This window comes from Micromonospora sp. WMMD1120 (genome assembly GCF_029626235.1).
Lineage (GTDB): Bacteria > Actinomycetota > Actinomycetes > Mycobacteriales > Micromonosporaceae > Micromonospora.
This window is the reverse complement of record NZ_JARUBO010000005.1, coordinates 549,014-570,452: the sequence shown is the minus strand read 5'-3', so window position 1 is coordinate 570,452 and position 21,439 is coordinate 549,014. Positions and strand designations below refer to the sequence as shown.

24 protein-coding genes and 1 riboswitch are annotated in these 21,439 nt (G+C 72.5%); of the genes, 16 read left to right on the top strand and 8 right to left on the bottom strand.

Annotated features, from left to right (window positions below):
• Positions 1-22: 22 nt before the first annotated feature.
• The 6 genes from O7634_RS02735 to O7634_RS02710 all read left to right on the top strand — a co-directional run bounded on the left by O7634_RS02735 (position 23) and on the right by O7634_RS02710 (position 5,511).
• Positions 23-1,081: a PhoH family protein gene (locus tag O7634_RS02735; RefSeq protein ID WP_278148599.1), complete on the top strand. Its 1,059-nt coding sequence runs from the start codon at positions 23-25 to the stop codon at positions 1,079-1,081.
• A gap of 15 nt (positions 1,082-1,096) precedes the next feature.
• Positions 1,097-1,570, top strand: a complete 474-nt coding sequence (gene ybeY / locus O7634_RS02730; protein ID WP_278148598.1) for an rRNA maturation RNase YbeY — start codon at positions 1,097-1,099, stop codon at positions 1,568-1,570.
• Positions 1,546-2,970 (top strand): hemolysin family protein, encoded by a 1,425-nt coding sequence (locus tag O7634_RS02725; RefSeq protein ID WP_278153846.1) that lies wholly within the window; start codon positions 1,546-1,548, stop codon positions 2,968-2,970. The genes ybeY and O7634_RS02725 overlap by 25 nt, the downstream gene beginning before the upstream one ends.
• Entirely contained in the window at positions 2,963-3,340 is a 378-nt protein-coding gene (locus tag O7634_RS02720; RefSeq protein WP_278148597.1) for a cytidine deaminase, read from the top strand. The genes O7634_RS02725 and O7634_RS02720 overlap by 8 nt, the downstream gene beginning before the upstream one ends.
• Positions 3,337-4,242, top strand: coding sequence for a GTPase Era (era, locus tag O7634_RS02715; RefSeq protein ID WP_278148596.1), 906 nt, complete (start codon positions 3,337-3,339; stop codon positions 4,240-4,242). The genes O7634_RS02720 and era overlap by 4 nt, the downstream gene beginning before the upstream one ends.
• Before the next feature lie 138 nt (positions 4,243-4,380).
• The gene (locus O7634_RS02710; protein WP_278148595.1) at positions 4,381-5,511 is read left to right on the top strand and encodes an acyltransferase; all 1,131 of its coding nucleotides are present in this window, start codon (positions 4,381-4,383) and stop codon (positions 5,509-5,511) included.
• Here the strand turns inward: O7634_RS02710 and O7634_RS02705 are convergent.
• Positions 5,498-6,307, bottom strand: coding sequence for a DUF4097 family beta strand repeat-containing protein (locus tag O7634_RS02705; protein WP_278148594.1), 810 nt, complete (start codon positions 6,305-6,307; stop codon positions 5,498-5,500). The two genes, O7634_RS02710 and O7634_RS02705, sit on opposite strands and share 14 nt — an antisense overlap.
• 102 nt (positions 6,308-6,409) lie before the next feature.
• Between O7634_RS02705 and recO the strand changes: the two genes are divergently transcribed.
• From recO to O7634_RS02680, 5 genes are all read left to right on the top strand, one after another.
• The gene (gene recO / locus O7634_RS02700) at positions 6,410-7,273 is read left to right on the top strand and encodes a DNA repair protein RecO (RefSeq protein ID WP_278148593.1); all 864 of its coding nucleotides are present in this window, start codon (positions 6,410-6,412) and stop codon (positions 7,271-7,273) included.
• Between the two features lie 4 nt (positions 7,274-7,277).
• A complete protein-coding gene (locus tag O7634_RS02695; RefSeq protein WP_278148592.1) occupies positions 7,278-8,090 on the top strand; it encodes an isoprenyl transferase in 813 nt (270 codons plus the stop codon).
• 71 nt (positions 8,091-8,161) lie between these two features.
• Positions 8,162-8,347, top strand: coding sequence for a hypothetical protein (locus O7634_RS02690; protein WP_278148591.1), 186 nt, complete (start codon positions 8,162-8,164; stop codon positions 8,345-8,347).
• Positions 8,348-8,607: 260 nt separating this feature from the next.
• The gene (locus O7634_RS02685) at positions 8,608-8,865 is read left to right on the top strand and encodes a thioredoxin reductase (protein WP_278148590.1); all 258 of its coding nucleotides are present in this window, start codon (positions 8,608-8,610) and stop codon (positions 8,863-8,865) included.
• On the top strand, positions 8,862-9,623 hold the full coding sequence (locus O7634_RS02680) for a pirin-like bicupin family protein (protein WP_278148589.1): 762 nt from the start codon (positions 8,862-8,864) through the stop codon (positions 9,621-9,623). Before O7634_RS02685 ends, O7634_RS02680 begins: the two co-directional genes overlap by 4 nt.
• A gap of 279 nt (positions 9,624-9,902) precedes the next feature.
• On the opposite strand, the gene gndA is transcribed toward O7634_RS02680, so the two are convergent.
• Both gndA and O7634_RS02670 read right to left on the bottom strand, forming a co-directional pair.
• Positions 9,903-11,345 (bottom strand): NADP-dependent phosphogluconate dehydrogenase, encoded by a 1,443-nt coding sequence (gene gndA, locus O7634_RS02675; RefSeq protein ID WP_278148588.1) that lies wholly within the window; start codon positions 11,343-11,345, stop codon positions 9,903-9,905.
• Between the two features lie 124 nt (positions 11,346-11,469).
• Positions 11,470-11,766 carry an MTH1187 family thiamine-binding protein gene (locus tag O7634_RS02670; RefSeq protein WP_278148587.1) on the bottom strand — a complete coding sequence of 99 codons (297 nt, stop codon included), beginning with the start codon at positions 11,764-11,766 and terminating at the stop codon, positions 11,470-11,472.
• A 289-nt stretch (positions 11,767-12,055) separates the two neighbouring features.
• Here O7634_RS02670 and O7634_RS02665 point away from each other — a divergent pair, with 289 nt between their 5' ends.
• The gene (locus tag O7634_RS02665) at positions 12,056-12,352 is read left to right on the top strand and encodes a hypothetical protein (protein ID WP_278148586.1); all 297 of its coding nucleotides are present in this window, start codon (positions 12,056-12,058) and stop codon (positions 12,350-12,352) included.
• A 400-nt stretch (positions 12,353-12,752) separates the two neighbouring features.
• On the opposite strand, the gene O7634_RS02660 is transcribed toward O7634_RS02665, so the two are convergent.
• From O7634_RS02660 to O7634_RS02650, 3 genes are read right to left on the bottom strand one after another with little or no spacing between them, the layout of a single operon-like run.
• The gene (locus O7634_RS02660; protein ID WP_278148585.1) at positions 12,753-13,553 is read right to left on the bottom strand and encodes an energy-coupling factor transporter transmembrane component T; all 801 of its coding nucleotides are present in this window, start codon (positions 13,551-13,553) and stop codon (positions 12,753-12,755) included.
• A complete protein-coding gene (locus O7634_RS02655) occupies positions 13,550-14,977 on the bottom strand; it encodes an ABC transporter ATP-binding protein (RefSeq protein ID WP_278148584.1) in 1,428 nt (475 codons plus the stop codon). Before O7634_RS02655 ends, O7634_RS02660 begins: the two co-directional genes overlap by 4 nt.
• Before the next feature lie 32 nt (positions 14,978-15,009).
• On the bottom strand, positions 15,010-15,603 hold the full coding sequence (locus O7634_RS02650) for an ECF transporter S component (protein WP_278148583.1): 594 nt from the start codon (positions 15,601-15,603) through the stop codon (positions 15,010-15,012).
• Between the two features lie 74 nt (positions 15,604-15,677).
• Positions 15,678-15,782, bottom strand: a riboswitch (TPP riboswitch).
• 106 nt (positions 15,783-15,888) lie between these two features.
• Here O7634_RS02650 and O7634_RS02645 point away from each other — a divergent pair.
• The 4 genes from O7634_RS02645 (at position 15,889) to O7634_RS02630 (ending at position 20,355) form a co-directional block, all read left to right on the top strand.
• The gene (locus O7634_RS02645) at positions 15,889-16,719 is read left to right on the top strand and encodes an alpha/beta fold hydrolase (RefSeq protein ID WP_278148582.1); all 831 of its coding nucleotides are present in this window, start codon (positions 15,889-15,891) and stop codon (positions 16,717-16,719) included.
• A 127-nt stretch (positions 16,720-16,846) separates the two neighbouring features.
• Entirely contained in the window at positions 16,847-17,596 is a 750-nt protein-coding gene (locus tag O7634_RS02640) for an SIS domain-containing protein (protein ID WP_278148581.1), read from the top strand.
• 150 nt (positions 17,597-17,746) lie between these two features.
• The gene (locus O7634_RS02635; protein WP_278148580.1) at positions 17,747-18,250 is read left to right on the top strand and encodes a DUF6328 family protein; all 504 of its coding nucleotides are present in this window, start codon (positions 17,747-17,749) and stop codon (positions 18,248-18,250) included.
• A 182-nt stretch (positions 18,251-18,432) separates the two neighbouring features.
• Complete coding sequence (locus O7634_RS02630) at positions 18,433-20,355, top strand: acyl-CoA dehydrogenase family protein (protein WP_278153845.1); 1,923 nt, start codon at positions 18,433-18,435, stop codon at positions 20,353-20,355.
• 76 nt (positions 20,356-20,431) lie between these two features.
• Here the strand turns inward: O7634_RS02630 and O7634_RS02625 are convergent, their stop codons facing one another.
• Positions 20,432-20,599, bottom strand: a complete 168-nt coding sequence (locus O7634_RS02625) for a hypothetical protein (RefSeq protein ID WP_278148579.1) — start codon at positions 20,597-20,599, stop codon at positions 20,432-20,434.
• Between the two features lie 228 nt (positions 20,600-20,827).
• Positions 20,828-21,436: a hypothetical protein gene (locus tag O7634_RS02620; RefSeq protein ID WP_278148578.1), complete on the bottom strand. Its 609-nt coding sequence runs from the start codon at positions 21,434-21,436 to the stop codon at positions 20,828-20,830.
• Between the last annotated feature and the right edge of the window lie 3 nt (positions 21,437-21,439).

Genomic DNA, 21,439 nt, shown 5'->3' with positions numbered 1-21,439 from the left:
GCAGGGCCCTTCGGCCCGACCTATGACCGGCACCCCACCTCCCGGCCCGCCCCGGGTGCAGACCAGGATCACCGTGCCCGACCCGAAGATCATGGTCAACCTGCTCGGCGCTGGCGACGAGATCCTCCGACTCGTCGAACGCTCGGTCAGCAGTGACGTGCACGTCCGGGGCAACGAGATCACCATCACCGGCGACCCCGCGGACAACGCCCTCGCCGAGCGGGTCTTCAGTGAGCTGCTCGAGCTCATCGAGAAAGGCGAGACCCTGACCACTGACGCCGTCCGGCGTACCGTCGGCATGCTCGAGCAGGGCAGCGCCGAGCGGCCCGCCGAGGTTCTGACGCTCAACATCCTCTCCCGGCGCGGTCGCACCATCCGTCCCAAGACGCTCGGTCAGAAGCGGTACGTCGACGCGATCGACACCCACACCATCGTCTTCGGCATCGGCCCGGCCGGCACCGGGAAGACCTACCTGGCGATGGCGAAGGCCGTCCAGGCGTTGCAGGCCAAGCAGGTCAACCGGATCATCCTGACCCGACCGGCGGTCGAGGCGGGCGAGCGGCTGGGCTTCCTGCCCGGCACGCTGAACGAGAAGATCGACCCCTACCTGCGCCCGCTCTACGACGCGCTGCACGACATGCTCGACCCGGAGACGATCCCGAAGCTGATGGCCGCCGGGACGATCGAGGTCGCCCCGCTGGCCTACATGCGGGGCAGAACCCTTAATGACGCGTTCATCATCCTGGACGAGGCGCAGAACACGACGCCCGAGCAGATGAAGATGTTCCTCACCCGGCTCGGCTTCAACTCCAAGATCGTCGTGACCGGTGACATCACCCAGGTGGACCTTCCCGGCGGGACGAGCAGCGGGCTGCGGGTCGTCCGGGAGATCCTGGGCAACGTGGAGGACGTGCACTTCTCCCAGTTGTCCAGCTCCGACGTGGTCCGGCACCGGCTGGTCGGGGAGATCGTCGACGCGTACGCCCGCTGGGACGCCGAGCGGGAGAACCAGCAGGCGCAGGGCGTGCACGCCGTGCCGGGGCGACCCGCCCAGGGCGGCCGGGCCGGCCGCCGCCGCTAAAGCAGAGGAAAGCAGTTGTCCATCGAGATCGCCAACGAGTCCGGTGTCGACGTCGACACCGACGCCGTGCTCGCCGTCGCCCGGCACGCCCTCGACGAGATGGGGGTCAACCCCCTCGCCGAGCTGTCGGTGCTGCTCGTCGACATCGACTACATGACCGAGCTGAACCACCGCTGGATGGGCGGCGACGGTCCGACCGATGTGCTCGCGTTCCCCATGGACGAGGGCAGCGTCGACCACGGGCCGGGCGAGTCCGCGCCGGCCGGCGGCGAGCCCGCCCTGCTCGGCGACATCGTGCTCTGCCCGGAGGTCGCGGCCAAGCAGGCGGCGACCGCCGGGCACGCGCCCGCCGACGAGCTGCACCTGCTCACCGTGCACGGTGTGCTGCACCTGCTCGGCTACGACCACGCCGAGCCGGAGGAGGAGCGGGAGATGTTCGGCCTCCAGGCTCGCCTGCTGGCCAGCTGGCGGTCGACCCGTACCCAGTGATGTCCACTCCTCCGTTACTGGCCGCCGGCGCCACCGCCGGCCTCCCCGACCTGCAACTGATCGTCTTCGCGGCCGGCCTGGTGGTCCTCGCCGGTCTGATCGCGATGACCGAGGCGGCGCTCGCCGCGGTGTCCCCGGCCCGCGCCGCCGAGCTGGCCCGCGACGGCGTACGCGGCGCCCGGACGCTCCAGGTCGTCGCCGGCGACGTCGTCCGGCACCTCAACCTGCTCCTGCTGCTGCGGCTGCTCGCCGAGCTGACCGCCACGACGCTCGTGGCGCTCGTCGCGGTGGACAGCTTCGGCGCCGGCTGGCGGGCCGCGCTGGTGACCGCCGGCGCGATGACGGTTGTCAGTTTCGTGGTGGTCGGCGTCGCGCCGCGCACCATCGGCCGGCAGCACGCGTACGCGGTGGGTCGCGCGGTGGCGCCGCTGGTCCGCTGGCTGGGCCGGGCGCTGAATCCGCTCGCCTCGCTGCTGATCCTGATCGGCAACGCTGTCACTCCGGGGCGCGGCTTCCGGGAGGGGCCGTTCGCCACCCAGGTGGAGTTGCGTGAGCTGGTCGACCTGGCCGAGCAGCGTGGCGTGGTTGAGCACGGCGAGCGTCAAATGATCCATTCGGTGTTCGCGCTCGGCGACACCATCGCCCGCGAGGTGATGGTGCCCCGCACCGAGATGGTGTGGATCGAGGAGGGCAAGACCCTCGCGCAGGCGCTGGCGCTCTTCCTGCGCTCCGGCTTCTCCCGCATCCCGGTGATCGGTGAGAGCGTCGACGACGTGCTGGGCGTGCTCTACCTGAAGGACCTCATCCGGCGGTCCCGCGGCGGCGACCCGGGGGCGGAGCAGTTGCCGGTGGCCGAGCTGATGCGACCGGCGACCTTCGTACCGGAGTCGAAGCCCGTCGACGACCTGCTGTCGGAGATGCAGGCCGCGCGCAACCACCTGGTCATCGTCGTCGACGAGTACGGCGGCACGGGCGGCCTGGTCACCATCGAGGACATCCTGGAGGAGATCGTCGGTGAGATCACCGACGAGTACGATGTCGAGCGCCCGCCGATCGAACGCCTGGCGGACTCCTCGGTCCGGGTGACCGCCCGACTGCCGGTGGAGAACCTGGGCGAACTCTTCGACACCGACCTGCCCACCGACGAGGTGGAGACGGTCGGTGGCCTGCTCGCCCAGGCGCTCGGGCGGGTGCCGATCCCGGGCGCCGAGGCCGAGGTGGCCGGGCTGCGGCTGGTCGCCGAGGGCACCACCGGCCGGCGCAACCGGATCGACACCGTGCTGGTCAGCCGGGTGGAGCCGGGCCACGAGCAGGACTCCGCGGGCCGGCCGGAGCACGCCGGCGCCGGCAACGACACCGACAACTACCGAGACGACGAGAGGCAACCCGCCGATGCCTGACACACCCGCCGTGCCCGCCGCCCGGCCCGCTCCGACTGCCTTGAGCGCGGAGGACGGCAAGCTCGTCGTACTGGCCCGGGGCGCCCGCGCGCGGGTCGGCGCCGTGGAGGGCGCCGCGGTACGCGACCAGGACGGGCGGACGTACGCGGCGGCGAGCGTGGCGCTGCCCTCGCTGACCCTCACCGCGTTGCAGCTGGCTGTCGCGTCGGCGGTGGCGGCCGGGGCGAGCCGGCTGGAGGCGGCGGTGGTGGTGACCGAGGCGTCGACGCTCGACGGGGCGGGGCACGCGGCGGTGCGTGACCTCGCCGCGGACGCGCCGATCCACGTCGCCGCCCCGGACGGGACGGTTCTCGGCACGGTGACCGAGTGAGCCCGGTCCAGGACCCGCAGGCGCGACCGTACCGGGCCGGGTTCGGCTGTTTCGTCGGTCGGCCCAACGCCGGCAAGTCGACGCTCACCAACGCCATCGTCGGCACCAAGATCGCGATCACCTCGAACAAGCCGCAGACCACCCGGCACGTCATCCGGGCGGTCCTGCACCGGCCGGAGTCACAACTGGTCCTCGTCGACACGCCGGGCCTGCACCGCCCCCGTACGCTGCTCGGCGAACGCCTCAACGACCTGGTCCGATCCACCTGGACGGAGGTCGACGTGATCGGTCTCTGCATCCCGGCCGACGAGCCGGTCGGGCGCGGTGACCGGTTCATCTCCGGCGAGTTGGCCGAGCTGAAGGCGACAGTGCTGGCGGTGGTCACCAAGACCGACCTGGTCGACAAGCGCCGGTTGGCGGAGCAGTTGCTCGCGGTCAGCGAGTTGGGCGACTTCGCGGAGATCGTGCCGGTGAGCGCGGTGTCCGGGCACCAGGTGGACACTCTCGTCGACGTGATGACCAACTATCTGCCGGCGTCGCCGCAGCTCTACCCGGACGACATGCTCACCGACGACCCCGAGCAGGTGCTCGTCGCGGAGCTGATCCGGGAGGCCGCCCTGGAGGGCGTCCGCGACGAGCTGCCGCACTCCATCGCCGTGGTGGTGGAGGAGATGATCCCCGAGGGTCAGGTCATGAAGATCTACGCCGACCTGTACGTGGAGCGGCCCAGCCAGAAGGCCATCGTGCTCGGCCACCGGGCGAGCCGGCTCAAGGAGGTCGGCACCACCGCCCGCAAGCAGATCGAGGAGTTGCTGGGCGGCCGGGTCTATCTCGACCTGCACGTGCGGGTCGCGAAGGACTGGCAGCGCGATCCGAGGCAACTGCGCAAGCTGGGTTTCTGACCGCCCGTCGGGCCGACGCCGGAGGGTGTCACCGTCGCCGGGCGGGAATGTTCACCTCCGGTTCGGGCGCCGGCTGTTTCGGGCCGGCAGCGTGCGGGGTAGGGAAGTGACGCCCGCGCTCCCGACCCAGGCAGGCTGATGCGCAACCGGTACCTCGACCTGCTCCGTTTCCTGGCCATCGTCCGAGTCGTGGTCTACCACGTCACCGGATGGGCGACCCTCACTCTCGTCTTCCCCGCCATGTCCGTGATGTTCGCGCTGGCGGGCTCCCTGATGGCCGCGTCGCTGACCCGTTCCGGGCCGGCGGCGGTCGGTCGGCGACTGCGCCGGCTGCTGCCGTCACTGTGGGTGCTCGCGGCGGTCTTCGTGCCGGCCATGCTGCTCACCGGGCTGCCGTTGAGCCCTCGGGTGCTGCTGTGGCTGTTCCCGGTCGCCGACCCGCCGGCCAACCACTGGGGCGCCCTGGCGCTGAGCATCATCTGGTATTTGCGTGACTACCTCTGGTTCGTGCTCGCCTCGCCGGTCGCGTACTGGCTGTTCCGGCGCGCCCCGCTGCCCACGGTGCTCGCCCCGTACCTCCTGCTGGTGACGATCGAGGTGGGGATCTACCCGGCGCCGTCGGTGGTGCGTGAGTTCGGGCTCTACTTCGGCGCGTGGCTGCTCGGCTTCGCCCACCACGCCGGGATGCTGCGCCGGCTCGCCGGTCGGGTGCTGTACCCGGTGGCGCTGGCGCTCGCCGTGGGCGGCGGCGTCTGGATCGTCGGGCATCCCGGCCCGCGCGGGTACGACCTGAACGACAACCACCTCGGCAACGCCCTCTGGTCGGCAGCGTTCATCCTGATCGTGCTGGGGCGGGCGCCCTCCGGGCTGGCCTGGCTGGGACGGAGCCGGCTGGCCGACCGGGTGGTGACAGTGGTCAACCGCCGGGCGCTCACCATCTATCTCTGGCACATGCCGTTCGTGGTGGCACTCACCCCGCTCGTCGACGTGGTGGGCTGGTCCCACCAGGACCCGGTGGGCCTGGCCGTCCGGGTGCTGCTGGTCTTCGTACTGGTGGGGCTGGTGACCCTCGCCGTGGGGTGGGTCGAGGACGTCGCCGCCCGTCGCCGACCGGAGCTGATCCCCGGGCGCCGCCCGGTCGACGCCGAGCCGGTGCCCCGGCCGACCGGTGAATCGGCGGACGCGACCGGGGCGGTCGTTGACCGCCCGGTGGTGCCGGCCCAGCGGCGGTCCGGGGAGGGGGCCACCGTGGAACTCAACGCTCGCTGATGGTGAGGTTGCCGCTGTTGGCCGAGCCGTCCAGCACCAGGGTCGCCGCCGGGTTGTCGGCGACGGTGACCGTCTTGTCGCCGGAGTCGGCGCTGGACCGGACCTGGTAGCTGCCCTCGGGCACCAGCAGCGTGACGTCGCCGCTGGAGGCGTGGACCCGGGCCGAGGCGGGCTTGTCCAGCTCGACGTTGACGTTGCCGGAGCTGGCCTCGGCGTCGACAGTGCCGCCGAGCCGGCGGGCGGTGATGTCGCCGGACGACGCCCGCAGCCGCACCTCGGCGCTGGCCTCGCTCACCTCGATGTTGCCGGAACGCGTCTCCACCCCGAGCGCGCCGGACGCTCCGGAGACCCGCACGTCGCCCGAGCTGACCTGCAGATCCACGGCGCCGACCCGGCTCAGCTCGACGTTGCCGGAACTGGTCTCGCCCCGCACCGTCACGCCCTCCGGCACCGTCACCTCGTAGGAGATGGCGCACCGCGAGCCGCAGTCGGTGTCCAGCAGCAGTTCGCTGCCCTTGATCTCGTAGCGGGCGTCGTCGGGCTCGCTGCCCTGGTAGCGCACCACCCGCTTGATCCTCGCCTCGGAGGCCGGGCCGGTGCCGCGAATCACCACGTCGCCCGCGCCACCCGACACCCGCACGGTGGTGATCCGGACCGCCTCGGTGTTGTCGTAGTCGAGTCGACGGAACGCCAGATTGTCGCACCCGGAGAGGACGATGAGCGTGGTGGCGAGGCCCAGCGCGACGGGGGTGACGACGCGCCGGAAGCGCGGGCTGATGGTGCGGTGCAGTGCCATGGCCAGCACGCTACGACCGGTGACGAGGCCGGCGCATCGGGGTTCGGCCGAGCATCCACCCCGAGCCGACCCTGATTTCACACCCCGAGGGAGAATGGCCCGATGGCCGGGTACCGCCGACAGCTCTACCGCGACGACGCGGTGGTGCTGCGTGTGCAGAAGCTCGGCGAGTCCGACCGGATCATCACCCTGCTCACCCGCCGGCACGGTCGGCTGCGCGCGGTGGCCCGCGGGGTCCGGCGCACCACCAGCAAATTCGGCGCCCGGCTGGAGCCGTTCGGCCACGTCGACCTCCAACTCGCCGGCGACCCGAAGGGCAACCAGGGCAGCGCCCTGCACACCGTGAGCCAGGTCGAGGGCATCGACCTGTACGGCAAGCGGTTCCTCGGGGACTATCCGCGTTACACCGCGGCGAGCGCGATCGCCGAGACCGCCGAGCGGCTCACCCCGGTGGAGCGGGAGCCGTCGCTGCGACTGTTCCAGCTCACCGTGGGCGCGCTGAAGGCGCTGTCCCGGGGCGAGCACGCCACCACCCTGGTGCTCGACGCGTACCTGTTGCGTGGGATGTCCCTCGCCGGCTGGGCGCCGGCGCTGGTCGCCTGCGCGGTCTGCGGCACGCCGGGCCGGCACCGGGCGTTCTCCGTGCCGGCCGGCGGCGCGGTCTGTCCGGACTGCCGGCCACCCGGGGCCGCCCATCCCGCCCCGGCCACCATCGACCTGATGTCCGCGCTCACCAACGGTGACTGGGTGGTCGCCGACGCCACCGATTCCGCCGTACGCCGAGAGTGCAGCGGACTGGTCGCGGCTCACCTGCAGTGGCACCTGGAGCGCGCGCTACGCTCGCTGCCGCTGGTTGACCGGGGTGCACCGGCGGCCGGCGCGGCCTCACCGCCGGAGGGCACCGGGGCCGTGGTGCCCCGGCCACGCGACATCGAGGCCGGGGCGGACGGCGCGAACAGGGAGTAACCGAGTGATCCGATCGAAGAAGGCCGGCCGGCGCCAGCCGACGCCACCGACCCCACACCCGTCCGGCGCCCGGCCGCCGGCGCTGCCCTCCGAGGCGGTCCCGAGGCACGTGGCAGTGGTGATGGACGGCAACGGGCGCTGGGCCAAGGACCGCGGCCTGCCCCGCACCAAGGGGCACGAGGCGGGGGAGCACAGCCTCTTCGACACCATCGAGGGCGCCATCGAGATGGGCATCCCCTACCTGTCCGCGTACGCGTTCTCCACCGAGAACTGGCGGCGCTCGCCGGACGAGGTCCGGTTCCTCATGGGGTTCAACCGGGACGTGATCCGTCGCCGCCGCGACCAGTTGGTCGACCTCGGCGTACGCGTGGTGTGGTCGGGCCGCCCCGGGCGGCTGTGGAAGAGCGTCATCTCCGAGCTGCAGACCGCCGAGGAGATGTCCCGCGACAACTCGACGTTGACCCTGCAGTTCTGCGTCAACTACGGCGGGCACGCCGAGATCGGTGACGCCGCCGCAGCGATCGCCCGGGACGTGGCCGCCGGCAAGCTCGACCCGGCGAAGGTCACCGAGAAGACCGTGGCGAAATACCTCTACCACCCGGAGATTCCGGAGGTCGACCTGTTCCTGCGCCCCTCCGGCGAGGAGCGGATCTCCAACTTCCTGCTCTGGCAGACCGCGTACGCCGAGCTGATCTTCCTGGACACGCTCTGGCCCGACTTCGACCGCCGCCACCTCTGGTACGCCTGCGAGCTGTACGCGCAGCGCGACCGGCGCTTCGGCGGCGCGCTGCCCAACCCGGTCGCCCCCGTTCTCTGAACAGACGCGCTTACCCGCACGTCACCCTGGGTATCACAGACGTCAGAAGTCACTGACGGAGGTGAACCCACATGATCCAGAAGCGCATTGCCCAGTGGGCGGTGATGGCGGTAGCAGTGCCACTGGCGGCTGCCGGCGCTCGCCGGCTCAGCCACACCCTGGAGGCCCGGCGTGGTCCCTCCGGTGCGACCCGGCTGCTGACCAAGGGCGCGGACCTGCTCCGCCCGCAGAAGGCCAAGCGCCGCCGCTTCTTCTGACCCCGATCTCCGGCGCCGCCCGCACCCGTGCGGGCGGCGCCGCGCTGCGCCCCGCCGCGCTGCCGCGCTGCGCCCCGCCTTTCCTCGGCGATCTTGCAGTTATGGTGGTCGATAAGCCGGATTCCACTCCTTTTGCGACCACGGTAAGTGCAAGATCGCCGGATGTGGGGACGCTGTGGTGCGGAGCGGGGGCGTGATGGGCTTGGTCGGGGGTGGGAGATTGCGGGGTTTGGCGCGGTGGGGCCGGGTAGGGTCCGGAGGTGGTGGGGCCTGTCGGGGTGGGGGTGGGTGTGCGGGATCTCCGGTTCAAAATGATCATGGCGTTGAACGCGGCCGATCTGGGCGACCCGATCTGCGAGCAGGTGGCCGAGATCTGCGCCGAGATCGCCGAGCAGCACTGCGCCGAGTTCGGCCACACGCCACAGGTGCGTACCGGTGAGATCGCCGAGCTGGCCACCGGCGAGCCGGCACTGACCTGGGCGCCGTCGACGCCCGACACCGGGCAGCGTGCCTGGTGACCACGTCCGCTCCCGCTGTCGACGTCCGCCGCGCCGAGGACCGGTTCGCCACCCGGATCTCCTGGTTGGATTCCAGGCACTCGTTCTCGTTCTCCCGGCACTACGACCCGGTCAACACCCATCACGGCCTGTTGCTCGTCAACAACGACGACGTCGTACGCCCGGGTGCCGGTTTCGAGACGCACCCCCATCAGGACATGGAGATCGTCACCTGGGTGCTGCGCGGGTCCCTGGTGCACCAGGACTCCACCGGGCACTCCGGGGTGATCTACCCCGGCCTGGCGCAGCGGATGAGCGCCGGCACCGGCATCCTGCACTCGGAGAAGAACGACGCCTGGCGACTCGACAACCAGGAGCCGCACTCCGATCCGGTGCACTTCGTGCAGATGTGGGTGCTCCCCGACGAGCAGGGTGTCGACCCCGGCTACGAGCAACTGGAGGTCGAGGACGAGCTGCTGCGCGGCGGCCTGGTGCCGGTCGCCTCCGGGATGGACCGCTACGCCGACGCGTCCGCGATCCGGATCCGCAACCGGTACGCGACCCTGCACGCCGCCCGTCTCGCCCCCGGCGCCGAGGTGACCATCCCCGACGCGCCCTACGTGCACCTCTACGTGCCCAACGGCACCGTGACCCTGGAGGGCAGCGGCCCGCTCGGCACCGGCGACGCGGCCCGACTCACCATGACCGGCGGCCGGCGGGTCACCGCCGACGAGCCGGCCGAGATCCTGGTCTGGGAGATGCACGCCACCGTCGCCTGACCGCCGCTCCGCGCAGCGGGAGGCGTCCGCCGCACTGCGCCGCCGGGAGTGCCCGTCAGGCGTCCATGGTCGCGCTCGAACATGGATGTAGTGGCCTCCCCGTTCGAGAAAGGCCACTACATCGTGGATCGTGCGTGATCATGTCCCGGCCCCGGTCCGGGCCGCGTCCGGGCCCCGGGCCGAATGCCACATGCGGGCCCGTGCACCCGTGCCGGGTCGGGAGCTGTGTGCGGTGCGGGGTCGCTCTGCGCCGCGCGTAGTGCCCTGCGGCGCGGGGCGCTACGCCGGGGACTCGGTGCGGTCGCCGGCCCAGGTGGTGTGGAACGAGCCCGCGCGGTCGACCCGCTGATAGGTGTGCGCACCGAAGTTGTCCCGCAGGCCCTGGATCAGCGCGGCGGGTAGCCGCTCCGCGCGCAGCGCGTCGAAGTACGCCAACGAGGACGAGAACGCGGGCGTCGGCACCCCGGCCCGGGTCGCGTCGCCCACCACCCGCCGCCAGCTCGGCACGCCGGCGCTGACCGCCTCGGCGAAGTACGGCGCCACCAGCAGCGTCGGCAGGTCCGGCTGCTCGTCGTACGCCTCCCGGATGCGGTCGAGGAAGCGGGCGCGGATGATGCAGCCACCCCGCCAGATGGTGGCGGTGCCGCCGAGGTCGATGTCCCAGTTGTATTCCTGGCTACCGGCGCGGATGTGGTCGAAGCCCTGTGCGTACGCGACGATCTTCGAGGCGAGCAGCGCGCGGCGGACGTCCTCGACGAACGCCTCCCGGTCGGTGACCTGCCACTTCTCACCCGCGTCGGGGAACGCGCGGCGGGCGGCCTCGCGCTGGTCGACGTGCCCGGAGAGCGAGCGGGCGAAGGTCGCCTCGGCGATCCCGGTGATCGGGATGCCCAGGTCGAGCGCGCTCTGCACGGTCCAGCGGCCGGTGCCCTTCTGCTCGGCCCGGTCCTGCACGATGTCGACGAACGCCCGGCCGGTCGCGGCGTCGGTGTGCGCGAGCACATCGGCGGTGATCTCGATCAGGAACGACTCCAGCTCGCCGTTGTTCCACTCCCGGAAAATCTCCGCGATCTCGGCCGGCGTCGCGTCCAGGCCGGCCCGCAACAGGTCGTACGCCTCGGCGATGAGCTGCATGTCGGCGTACTCGATGCCGTTGTGCACCATCTTGACGAAGTGCCCGGCGCCGTCCGGCCCGACATGCGTGCAGCACGGCACCCCGTCCACCTGGGCGGCGATCTTCTCGAACATCGGCCCGAGCTTGGCGTACGACTCGGCGGAGCCGCCCGGCATGATGCTCGGCCCGAGCAGCGCGCCCTCCTCGCCACCGGAGACACCGGTGCCGCTGAAGTGCAGCCCCTGCGCGCGCAGCGCCTCCTCACGCCGACGGGTGTCGGCGAAGTGGGCGTTGCCGCAGTCGACGATGATGTCGCCCTCGTCGAGCAGCGGCACCAACTCGTCGATCACCGCATCGGTGGGCGCGCCGGCCTTGACCATGACGATGACCGCGCGGGGGCGTTCCAGAGACGCCACGAAGTCGGCCATCGTCTCGCCCGGGATGAACGTGCCCTCGTCGCCGTGCTCGGCCACCAGGCTGCGGGTGCGCTCCGGAGAGCGGTTGTGCACCGCCACCGTGAAGCCGTTACGGGCCAGGTTGCGGGCCAGATTCCGACCCATCACCGCCAGCCCGGTCACACCGATCTGTGCCCTCGCCTGCTCAGCCATCCGTGCCGCCACCTCTCGTCACCACTATTGGCGTCTGGAAACTTACCGTGACACGCCCCGACAGGGACCAGCGATCAGGCGCGCGTCACAAGGAGTGGGACCGGCGGGGACGACCAGTGGCGGGTCAGCCCTCGGCGAGACGTGCGTCTATCCGCGCGACCTTGCCGGTCAGCGCGTCGGTGACACCGGGCCGGACGTCGGCCTTGAGCACCACACTCACCCGGGGCGCGTGCGCGGCGACCACGTCGACCGCCCGCTTGACCACGGCCATCACCTCGTCCCACTCGCCCTCGATGGTGGTGAACATGGCATCGGTCCGGTTGGGTAGGCCGGACTCGCGGACCACCCGCACCGCTTCGGCGACCAGGTCGCCCACTGAGTCGTCACCGCCGAGCGGGGTGACCGAGAACGCGATCAGCATGCGCCGATCGTGCCAGTAATTGGGGTGCGCGTGCGGGCGGGCGGTGGCTAGGGTACGGGCATGCGTAACTGACGCCCCCTCCTCCGAGCCGGCCCGCTGTCCCGCGTCGCGGTCCGTGCGCTCCCGGGCGTCCCGCATCTCTCGTCCTGCCGTGTGGCGGCGTCGGCCGTGCCCGACCCGGTGAGCAGTCAGTCCCCCTCGATCGTCGCGCCGCGACGGTCACCAGCCGAACCGACCGACCGCCGCTGCGCGGGACCGGCCGTGTCGGTCGGCACCGAAGGAGGCCCGGATGCCCGCCAGGCGTAACCCGAAAAAGTCCCGTACCCCGAAGATGACGCCGCCCGGCACCGGCCCGGCGGCCGGCGACGGCCCGTTCGCCGCCGTGGCCGATCCGCTCGCCGTGCCGGCGCCCGAGGTGCCGCTGGTGGTCGACGTGCGCCTGGTGGTGCAGTCCCCACCCGCGCTGATCAAGCCACAGTCGGCGGCACCGAAGGCTGGCCCGCCCCAGGCCACCGCCGCCCACCCCGCCGGCGGCAAGAGCCAACAGGCGGGCCAACCCCGCCGCTACGCCTTCCGCCGAAGCTAAACCCCCCGCCCCGCCCCGCCCCGCCCCGCCCTTAGCCCGCGCCAGCCCCGCAGCCCCCGCCCCTCGCTCAGCCCTCAGCCCTCCGCCCCTCAGCCCTCCGCCCTCAGCCCTCCGCCTCCGTCGATCTTGCACTTTCTGTCGTCCTATAAGCCGCAAAACACCACGTATCGGCAACAGGAACTGCAAGATCGACGGAGGCGGGGAGGCGGGGAGGCGGGGAGGCGGGAGCGGTGTGCGGGCGTCGGCCCTGATCGATCTTGCACTTTCTGCTGTCGCAAAAGCCGCGAGTGGCCAAATATCGGCAACAGGAACTGCAAGATCGGCGGGCGCGGGGCGCGGGGCGCGAGGGCTGGGGGCGGGGGGCCCGGGTGCGGCGGGCGCGGGCGCGAGGCGGGTGGGGTTAGCTGAGTAGGGGGCGGAAGGTGCCGGCCAGGACGCTCGTGGTCAGGGTCGCCGCGGCCAGCGTGAGGGCGCCGGCGACGAGGAGGGCGTCGGCGCGGGTGAACCGCTGGCGGCGGGCGACGGTACGGGGGGTGCCGGCGTCGAAGCCGCGGGCGTCCATCGCGACCGCCAGCCGGGTGCCCCGGCGGATCGCGCCGACCAGCAGCGCGAACGCGGTGGAGGCGAAGAGCCGCAGCTTCGCCACCGGATTGTGGCCCGCGTCGACGCCCCGCGCGCGTCGCGCCATGCTGATCATCTGCCACTCCTGGCCGAGGAGCGGCACCAGCCGGAACGCGGCCAGCGCCCCGATGGCGAACCGGGCCGGCGCCCGGACGTTCTGGATCAACGCGTCGGCAAGGTCGGTGGGATCGGTGGTCGCGAAGACGATCACGCCGGGCAGCGCCACCGCGAACACCCTGAGCACCAGGCCGAGGGCGGTGAGCAGCACACCGGTGCTGACCAGCACCGGACCGGCGTCCAGCAGGACCTGGCCGGACCGGTCGGCGGCGAAGAGCACCAGGGTGACCAGGATGCCGGCGGCGCTGAGCAGCAGCGGCCAGGCCCGGCGGGCCAGCACCCGGTAGCGGATGCCGAACAGCGGCAGCACGGCGAGTTCGATGGCGATGGCGATGGCCGGCGCCAGCGGGTCCAGGGTCGCCAGCAGGGTGAACGAGAAGACCATCGCGGCGGCGACCTTCGCCACCGGGTTGCGGCGGGCCAGCGGAGCGTCGGGCGCGGCGACCGGCTCGATGCTGATCATCGCTCGCGGTCCGACGCCGGCAGGGTGACGGTGCGGTCGGCGAGCGCGGCGACGAAGTCCGCGTCGTGGGTGACCGCGACGACACCGTGGCCGGCGTCGCGCAGGTCGGCGAAGAGGTCGACGAGCTCCCGCCAGGTCCGCCGGTCCTGGCCGAAGGTGGGTTCGTCGCAGACCAGCAGGCGGGGCGCGGTGGCCAGGGCGGTCGCCACGCTCAGCCTCCGCGCCTCGCCACCCGAGAGGGTGTACGGGTTGGCGGCGGCGAGCGTGGCCAGCCGCAACCGGTCGAGCAGCCCGGCCACCGTTTGGCTGACCACCGGCTCGGGCTGACCCGTCCGGCGCGGACCGAGCGCCAGCTCGTCGAAGACGGTGCTGGTGACGAACTGGTGCTCCGGGTCCTGGAAGACCGACCCGATCCGCCGGGCCAACGCGGGCGCACGCCAGCGGTGCGGGGGAGTGCGGTGGTCCGCGCCGGCCAGCTCGGCGGACGCGGTGACCCGCCCGGCGCCCGGCCGGAGCAGCCCGCCGAGCAGCAGCGCCAGTGTCGACTTGCCGGCGCCGTTGGGTCCGCGTACGGCGAGCGCCTCACCGGCGCGTACCGAAAGATCGGTGGAGCCCAGCCGGGGCGGCAGGCCGAGCCGGTCGGCGGTGAGCAACACCTCCCCGGGCCCGGCGGTGGCCGGTCGGGGCGCGATGGGGTGACCGGGCACCCAGACCCCCTCGGCGGCCAGGGCCGCGCCGTGCGCCGCGAAGACCGCGTCGGGGGCGCCGTCCGCGCGGACGCCGCCGCCGGGCTCCAGTACGACCACCCGGTCGACGAGCGGCAGCGCCTCGGCGACCCGGTGCTCGACCAGGATCAGTGTGGTGTCGGCGTCCAGGGCGCCGGCCACCGCGTGCCGGACCAGCTCGGCGCCGACCGGGTCGAGGTTGGCCGTCGGCTCGTCGAGCAGGAGCAGGCCGGGGCGCAGGGCCAGCGCGCCGGCCAGGGCGAGGCGCTGCTGTTCGCCGCCGGAGAGCGCGGCGGTGGCGCGGTCGCGGGGATAGCGGAAACCGACCCGGCGCAGCGCCGCGTCGACCCGGGGCCAGATCTCGTCGGTCGGTACGCCCCGGTTCTCCAACCCGAACGCGACGTCGTCGCCGCAGCGCGCCATCACCAGTTGGGTCTCCGGGTCCTGGAAGACGACGCCGACCCGTTCCCGCCCCTTGCGCGGGTCGAGGCCGTCGATCTCGACGGTGCCCTCCTGTTCGCCGGAGTCCTCCGGGAGCAGCCCGGCGAGGGCGCTGAGCAGCGTGCTCTTGCCGGCCCCCGACGGCCCGAGCAGCAGCACCCGTTCCCCGGCCTCGACCCGCAGGTCCACCCCGCGCAGCGCCCAGGCCCGCCGGCCGGCGTGCCGCCAGCCGAACCCGCGCAGCAGTACCCCGCCCACCAGACCCCCCTCTGCGGTGCCCGTCCGGGCGGTCAGATCAGGGCGCGGTCGCGGCCCGCGGGAAAGCGGTCCAGCACGCCGGTGTTGGCCAGCGCCCGGGTGAGCAGCCAGCTGCCCGCGCCGGCGATGACGGTGGCGCTGACGATGGTGAGCAGCGCGTACGGGATGCGGTAGTCGCCCAGCGCGTAGTCGACGTTCCAGACGAAGAAGTCGAACAGCGCGGCGCTCAGACCGGTCAACGCGCCGGCCAGCACCGCGGTCGGCAGCCGGAACGACCGGTACCGGAAGGCGGCGAACGCCAACTCGGCGCCGATGCCCTGCACCAAGCCCTGCGGGATCACCGTGCCGGCCCACTGGCTGCCCAGCAGCGCCGAGAGGACCGCCGCCACCGTCTCGCAGTACAGCGCGGCGCCGGGCTTGCGGATGACCAGCCCGCCGAGCACTGCCGGCATCAGCCAGACGCCGTAGAGCAGCGTCTGCGCCGGTGGGAAGAAGGCGAACGCGCCCTCGGTGGCGCTCCAGACCAGACCCCAGGCCCAGAAGATGACGCCGAAGGCGACAGCGATCACCGAGGCGACCACGATGTCGATGGTGCGCCAACGGTTGGTGTCGCTGGTGGATGTCATGTTTGCTCCCAGTTCAAGTGAAGAGAACCAGGAGAAGACGCACGCCGTGCCCGGTGGCGCCGGACCACGGCGCGGCTGGAGGTCGACCGAACTCCCTGCGCTGGCATTACCCAGATCAGGTTCGAGGGTCTGCGGGCGTGCCCGCACTCTCAGCGCTGTGCGCTCCCCTGTCGGATATGAAGTTGTCTCGCTGACGCTAACACCGACCCGGGCCGCCGGCCCAGCGGGCATCCGCCTGACCTGCGGCGGCGATCCGTCCGCCGCCGACTGGGTACGCTGTCGATCATGCGGGTTGACGCGCGAGGCTTCACGTTCGAGGTGACCGTCGACGGTCCGCCGGACGGCGTACCCGTTCTGTTGTTGCACGGTTTTCCCCAGCACAGCGGCGAGTGGGACGACGTGGTGCCGGCGCTGCACGCGGGGGGCCTGCGCACGTACGCGCTGGACCAGCGCGGCTACTCGCCCGGGGCCCGGCCCACGGCGGTGGCCGACTACCGGATCCCCGAGCTTGTCGCCGACGCGGTAGCGGTGCTCGACGCCCTCGGACTGGACGCCGTGCACCTGGTCGGCCACGACTGGGGCGCGGTGGTGGCCTGGGCGGTCGCGGCCCGGCACCCCGAGCGGGTCCGCACGCTGACCGCGGTGTCCGTGCCGCATCCGGCCGCGATGGCGCACGCGCTGGCCACCGACGCCCAGCAGAAGGCCCGCTCGTCGTACATCGCGCTGTTCCGCAAACCGGAGAAGGCGGAGAGGGTGCTGCTGGCCTGGCACGCCACCGCACTGCGCAAGCTGCTCGGCGGGGTGGGCGACGCGGCCCGGGTGAACCGGTACGCCGACCCGATGCGCGCGCCGGGGGCGCTCACGGCCGCGCTGAACTGGTACCGGGCGATGTCGCGCGCCGACCTGGCCGGCGTCGGCCCGGTCGCGGTGCCCACCACGTACGTCTGGAGCGACCGGGACGTCGCCATCGGCCGGACCGCGGCCGAGGCCTGCGCGGCGAACGTCACCGGGGACTACCGCTTCGTGCCGATCCCCGGGGTGAGCCACTGGATTCCGGACGTCGCGCCCGGCCCGCTCGCCGAGGCGATCCTGGCCCGCGCCGGTGGGACGGCCTGAGTGGCGGGCCGCCACCACCGGCCGGGGGCGGTTCGCGCCGGTCCGGAATCAGCAGGTTGACGCGCCGACGGGCGGCGGTCGACCTCGCGGTGAGTCGACTGGGCGGCAATCGGACATTGGAGGACGCATGACGGTGAGCGCCGAGGCCTATCTGGCTGTGGTGACCGAGACGATCGGCCGGGTGGCCGCCAGCCAACGGGAGGCGGTGGGGCGGGCCGCCGACCTGATCGCCGAGGCGGTCCGCGCCGACGGTGTGGTGCACGCGTTCGGCACGGGGCACTCGGAGGCCCTGGCCATGGAGATCGCCGGTCGGGCCGGTGGGCTGGTGCCGACCAACCGGATCGCGCTACGGGACCTGGTGCTGCTGGGCGGCGAACCGGCCGACCGGCTCGGTCCGTTTCTGGAACGGGACCCGTCGGTCGCGCACCGCCTGTACGAGCTGGCGCCGGTGCGACCCACCGACGTCTTCGTGCTCGCCTCGAACTCCGGGGTCAACGGCGCGATGGTGGAGTTCGCCACGCTGGTGAAGGAGCACGGTCACCCGCTGGTGGCGATCACCTCGGCGCAGCACTCCGACCGGATGGCCTCCCGGCACCCGTCCGGGCGGAGGCTGAGCGACCTCGCCGACGTGGTGCTCGACAACGGCGCCCCGTACGGTGACGCGACGCTGCCGCTGCCCGGTGGCGGCGCGGTCGGCGCGGTCTCCTCGATCACCGCCGCGCTGCTGGCCCAGCAGATCACCGTGGAGGTGGTGGCGCGGTTGCTGGCGGCGGGGGAGCGGCCGCCGGTCTACCTGTCGGCGAACATCCCCGACGGCGACGCGCACAACACGGAGTGGGAGGCCCGGTACGCGGGCCGCATCCGGCGGGGCGCCTGACGCCCGGTCCGGTCGGCATACGTGGCCGAGGTGCGTCTCCGAGATGAACGCGGGATGTCGTGAAGCTGTTTCGCGCTCGGCCGGGTGGGGCATTGGCGTTGCTGCCGGCGGCCGGGACCGCCGGCAGTAGCGTCGCACCGGAGGTAGCGCGTGTCCAAGGAGACCGAGAAGCAGCGTTGGCAGCGCAACTTCGCCGACCTGTTGCAGGAGTTGCGGGTCGCACAAACCGGAGTGCAGATCCTCTTCGCCTTCCTGCTCACCCTGCCCTTCAGCAACGGGTTCACCCGCACCAGCGAGTTCCAGCGGGACGTCTACATCGTCGCTCTGCTCGCGGCGGCCGCGGCCACCGCCATGATCATCTCGCCGGTGGCGTTCCACAGGGCGTTGTTCCGGCAGGGGCGCAAGCCGGAACTGGTCCGCTTCGCGCACCGGATGGCCAGCGGCGGTCTCGCCTTCATGCTGATCGCGATGGTCAGCGCGGTGCTGCTGATCACCGACTTCGTGCTGGCCCGGCCGATCGCCTTCCTGCTCAGCGCGCTGACCGGAGTCTGGTTCCTGACGTTCTGGATGATCCTCCCGTTCGCCCGTCGCAACTGGGGCGAGGACGACATCGACGATGACGACGACGACCCGGAGACGACGATCGGGCGCTGACAGGACCGGACACCACGCGACGCTACCCCCGGGTAATACCCGGGGGTAGCGTTGTGGTAGTCGCGCACGTCGACGCAGCCGCATCGAGGTTCGAGGGGGCAGCCGTGAGCACGACGCAGGACAGCCGACCGGCACCGGACGACCGCGAGCCGGAGGCCACCCCGCCGGGCGTCGCCGCCCCCCTGCCGGCGGAGGCCGGGCAGGTCTCCGAGAAGGAGGCCCGGCAGGTCGCCGAGGCGGCCCGCGAGTCCACCTGGGACCGCCCCAGCTTCGGCAAGGAGCTGTTCCTCGGCCGGTTCCGACTCGACCTGATCGACCCGTGGCCCCGCTCCGACCCGGAGGAGGCGACCCGCGCCGAGGATTTCCTCGGCCGGTTCCGCGCCTTCCTCACCTCCGAGGTGGACGGCGCGGCCATCGAGCGGGACGCCTCCATTCCGGACCGGGTGTTCCACGGCCTGGCCGACCTCGGCGCGTTCGGCATGAAGATCGACCGGAGGTACGGCGGGCTCGGGCTGAGCAACCTGCACTACTGCCGGGCGCTGATGCTCGCCGGCTCGGTCAGCCCGGCCATCGGCGCCCTGCTCTCCGCGCACCAGTCGATCGGTGTGCCGCAGCCGCTGAAGATGTTCGGCACCGCCGAGCAGAAACAGCGGTTCCTGCCCCGGCTCGCCGCCGGTGAGGTGTCCGCGTTCCTGCTCACCGAACCGGACGTCGGCTCCGACCCGGCCCGGCTGGCCACCGTCGCCGAGCCCACCGAGGACGGCGCCGGCTACCGGCTCAACGGGGTGAAGCTGTGGGCCACCAACGGCACGGTGGCCACCCTGCTGGTGGTGATGGCCCGGGTGCCGGCGGCGCCGGGACGGCGCGGCGGGATCACCGCGTTCGTGGTGGAGGGCGACAGCGCGGGCATCACCGTCGAGCGGCGTAACGAGTTCGTCGGCCTGCGCGGCCTGGAGAACAGCCTCACCCGCTTCCACGACGTGTTGGTGCCCGCCGAGAACGTCATCGGCGGCGAGGGCAAGGGCCTGAGGATCGCCCTGACCACCCTGAACACCGGCCGGCTCTCGCTGCCGGCGATGTGCGTGGGCGCCGGCAAGTGGGCGTTGCACGTGGCCCGGGAGTGGGCCGCCGACCGGGTCCAGTGGGGTCGGCCGGTGGGCGAGCACCAGGCGGTGGCGCAGAAGCTCTCCTTCATCGCCGCCACCACCTACGGCATGGAGACGATGCTCGACCTGTGCTGCCTGCTCGCCGACGACGACCGCAACGACATCCGCATCGAGGCGGCGCTGGTCAAGCTGTACGCCAGCGAGATGGCCTGGAAGATCGCCGACGAGCTGATCCAGATCCGGGGCGGGCGCGGCTACGAGACGGCCGACTCGCTCGCCGCCCGGGGTGAACGCGCGGCGGCCGTCGAGCAGATGATGCGCGACCTGCGCATCAACCGCATCTTCGAGGGCTCGACCGAGATCATGCACCTGCTGATCGCCCGGGAGGCGGTCGACGCCCACCTGTCGGTGGCCGGCGACATCATCGACCCGGACGCCGGGCTGGGCCGCAAGGCCCGCGCCGGCGCCCGCGCCGGCGTCTTCTACGCGAGGTGGCTGCCCACCCTGGCCGTGGGTCGGGGGCAGACCCCATCGGCGTACGCCGAGTTCGGGCCGCTCGCCGCCCACCTGCGCCAGGTCGAGCGGTCCTCGCGCAAGCTGGCCCGGTCGACGTTCTACGCGATGTCCCGCTGGCAGGGAAAGATGGAGCGCAAGCAGGCGTTCCTCGGCCGGGTGGTCGACATCGGCGCCGAGTTGTTCGCGATGTCGGCGGTGTGCGTCCGCGCCTGGACCGAACGCGACGACCGCCCGGAGAACGTCGAACTGGCCGACCTGTTCTGCCGGCAGGCCCGGGTGCGGGTGGACGCCCTCTTCGCCGCGCTGTGGGACAACACCGACGCGGTCGACACCACCGCCGCGAAGCGGATCCTCGCCGGCCGGTACGCGGCTCTGGAGGAGGGTGTCATCACCCCGCCCACCGAGCTGCCCTGGGTGGCCCGCTGGGCGCCCGGCCCGTCCACCGCCGACGACGTCCGCCGCCGCATCCCACCCAAGCCCTGACCGTGCCCGGTCAGCGGTGTCGCGCTGCCCGGCTGTGTCGCGCTGCCCGGCTGTGTCGCGTCGCGCCGCCGGCCGGTCAGCGGGCGACGGCCCAGGCCAGCACCCCCGCCAGGATCAGGCCGTTGAGCCCGGCCAGGGTCAGGTACGCCGCGGGCGGGATCCGCTTGCCCCGGCGGACGAAGGAGACCAGGACAGCGGCATAGCCGAGCAGCAGGACGGCGATGACGACGAGGAAGTAGAACACCCGACGACCTTAGCGGCCCCGCCCACGCAGACCGAGTTGGCGCTGCGCACGCCGGTCGCCCGAAACGTCGCCGCCGCGGCTTTCCCTTGATCAAGTGATGAGGAGTAGCTCAGAAGCCGCGTGCGGAACTACTCCTCATCACTTGATCGAGGCGCCAGGCGGAAGCACGGGGGCACGGGGGCACGGGGGCGCAGGGGCGCAGGGGCGCGGGCCTGTGCGGGCGACGGCTCAGCGGTCTCGGCCACGCAGGCCGAGGTGGCGTAGCTCCAGCGCGGCCAGCGCGTCGACGGTGGCGTCGTCGCCGCGTCGCCACGCCTCGGCGACGTCCGGGCCGATCCGGCTCAGCCGACCCAGCGGCTGGGTGGCCAGGGCGCGTAGGGCGAGCAGGTCCCGGCCGGCCGGCCCGACGGCCAGTCTCGCCGCCGACCCGGCCCGACGCATCCACCGGATGCGCAGCGGCAGCCAGCCGAAGAGCACCAGCCCGAGCGGGAAGATCAGCACCGCGACGGCGAGGGCGAGCGCGAGTTGGTCGACCAGGTGCTGCTGGTCGCGGCCGGCGTCGGCGAGCCCCCGGGCGGCGTCGGCCGCCTGCCGGAAGGGCGCTGTCAACTCGTCGCCGACCAGCGGCACCCGACGGACCTTGCCGCCGGCGTCGGCCAGGTTGTCGGCGAGGCCGCTGCCCGCGCCCTCCAGCTTCTGTCCGGGTACGGCGAGCTTCTGCACCAGGTCGTGCAGCCACAGCGCGCCGCGGATAGCCGCGTACACCCAGGCGACGACGAGCAGGTCGGTGATCAACTGACGGGCGGCGGTCGGAAACCGATCGGCGTAGATTTTCACGCC

What these genes read in the sequence shown, in the direction of transcription:
- O7634_RS02735 (WP_278148599.1), top strand. Translation starts at nt 23, where the DNA reads ATGACCGGCACCCCACCTCCCGGCCCGCCCCGGGTGCAGACCAGGATC.
- O7634_RS02720 (WP_278148597.1), top strand. Translation starts at nt 2,963, where the DNA reads ATGCCTGACACACCCGCCGTGCCCGCCGCCCGGCCCGCTCCGACTGCC.
- O7634_RS02710 (WP_278148595.1), top strand. Translation starts at nt 4,381, where the DNA reads ATGCGCAACCGGTACCTCGACCTGCTCCGTTTCCTGGCCATCGTCCGA.
- O7634_RS02705 (WP_278148594.1), bottom strand. Translation starts at nt 6,307, where the DNA reads ATGGCACTGCACCGCACCATCAGCCCGCGCTTCCGGCGCGTCGTCACC.
- recO (WP_278148593.1), top strand. Translation starts at nt 6,410, where the DNA reads ATGGCCGGGTACCGCCGACAGCTCTACCGCGACGACGCGGTGGTGCTG.
- O7634_RS02690 (WP_278148591.1), top strand. Translation starts at nt 8,162, where the DNA reads ATGATCCAGAAGCGCATTGCCCAGTGGGCGGTGATGGCGGTAGCAGTG.
- gndA (WP_278148588.1), bottom strand. Translation starts at nt 11,345, where the DNA reads ATGGCTGAGCAGGCGAGGGCACAGATCGGTGTGACCGGGCTGGCGGTG.
- O7634_RS02670 (WP_278148587.1), bottom strand. Translation starts at nt 11,766, where the DNA reads ATGCTGATCGCGTTCTCGGTCACCCCGCTCGGCGGTGACGACTCAGTG.
- O7634_RS02665 (WP_278148586.1), top strand. Translation starts at nt 12,056, where the DNA reads ATGCCCGCCAGGCGTAACCCGAAAAAGTCCCGTACCCCGAAGATGACG.
- O7634_RS02660 (WP_278148585.1), bottom strand. Translation starts at nt 13,553, where the DNA reads ATGATCAGCATCGAGCCGGTCGCCGCGCCCGACGCTCCGCTGGCCCGC.
- O7634_RS02650 (WP_278148583.1), bottom strand. Translation starts at nt 15,603, where the DNA reads ATGACATCCACCAGCGACACCAACCGTTGGCGCACCATCGACATCGTG.
- O7634_RS02645 (WP_278148582.1), top strand. Translation starts at nt 15,889, where the DNA reads ATGCGGGTTGACGCGCGAGGCTTCACGTTCGAGGTGACCGTCGACGGT.
- O7634_RS02640 (WP_278148581.1), top strand. Translation starts at nt 16,847, where the DNA reads ATGACGGTGAGCGCCGAGGCCTATCTGGCTGTGGTGACCGAGACGATC.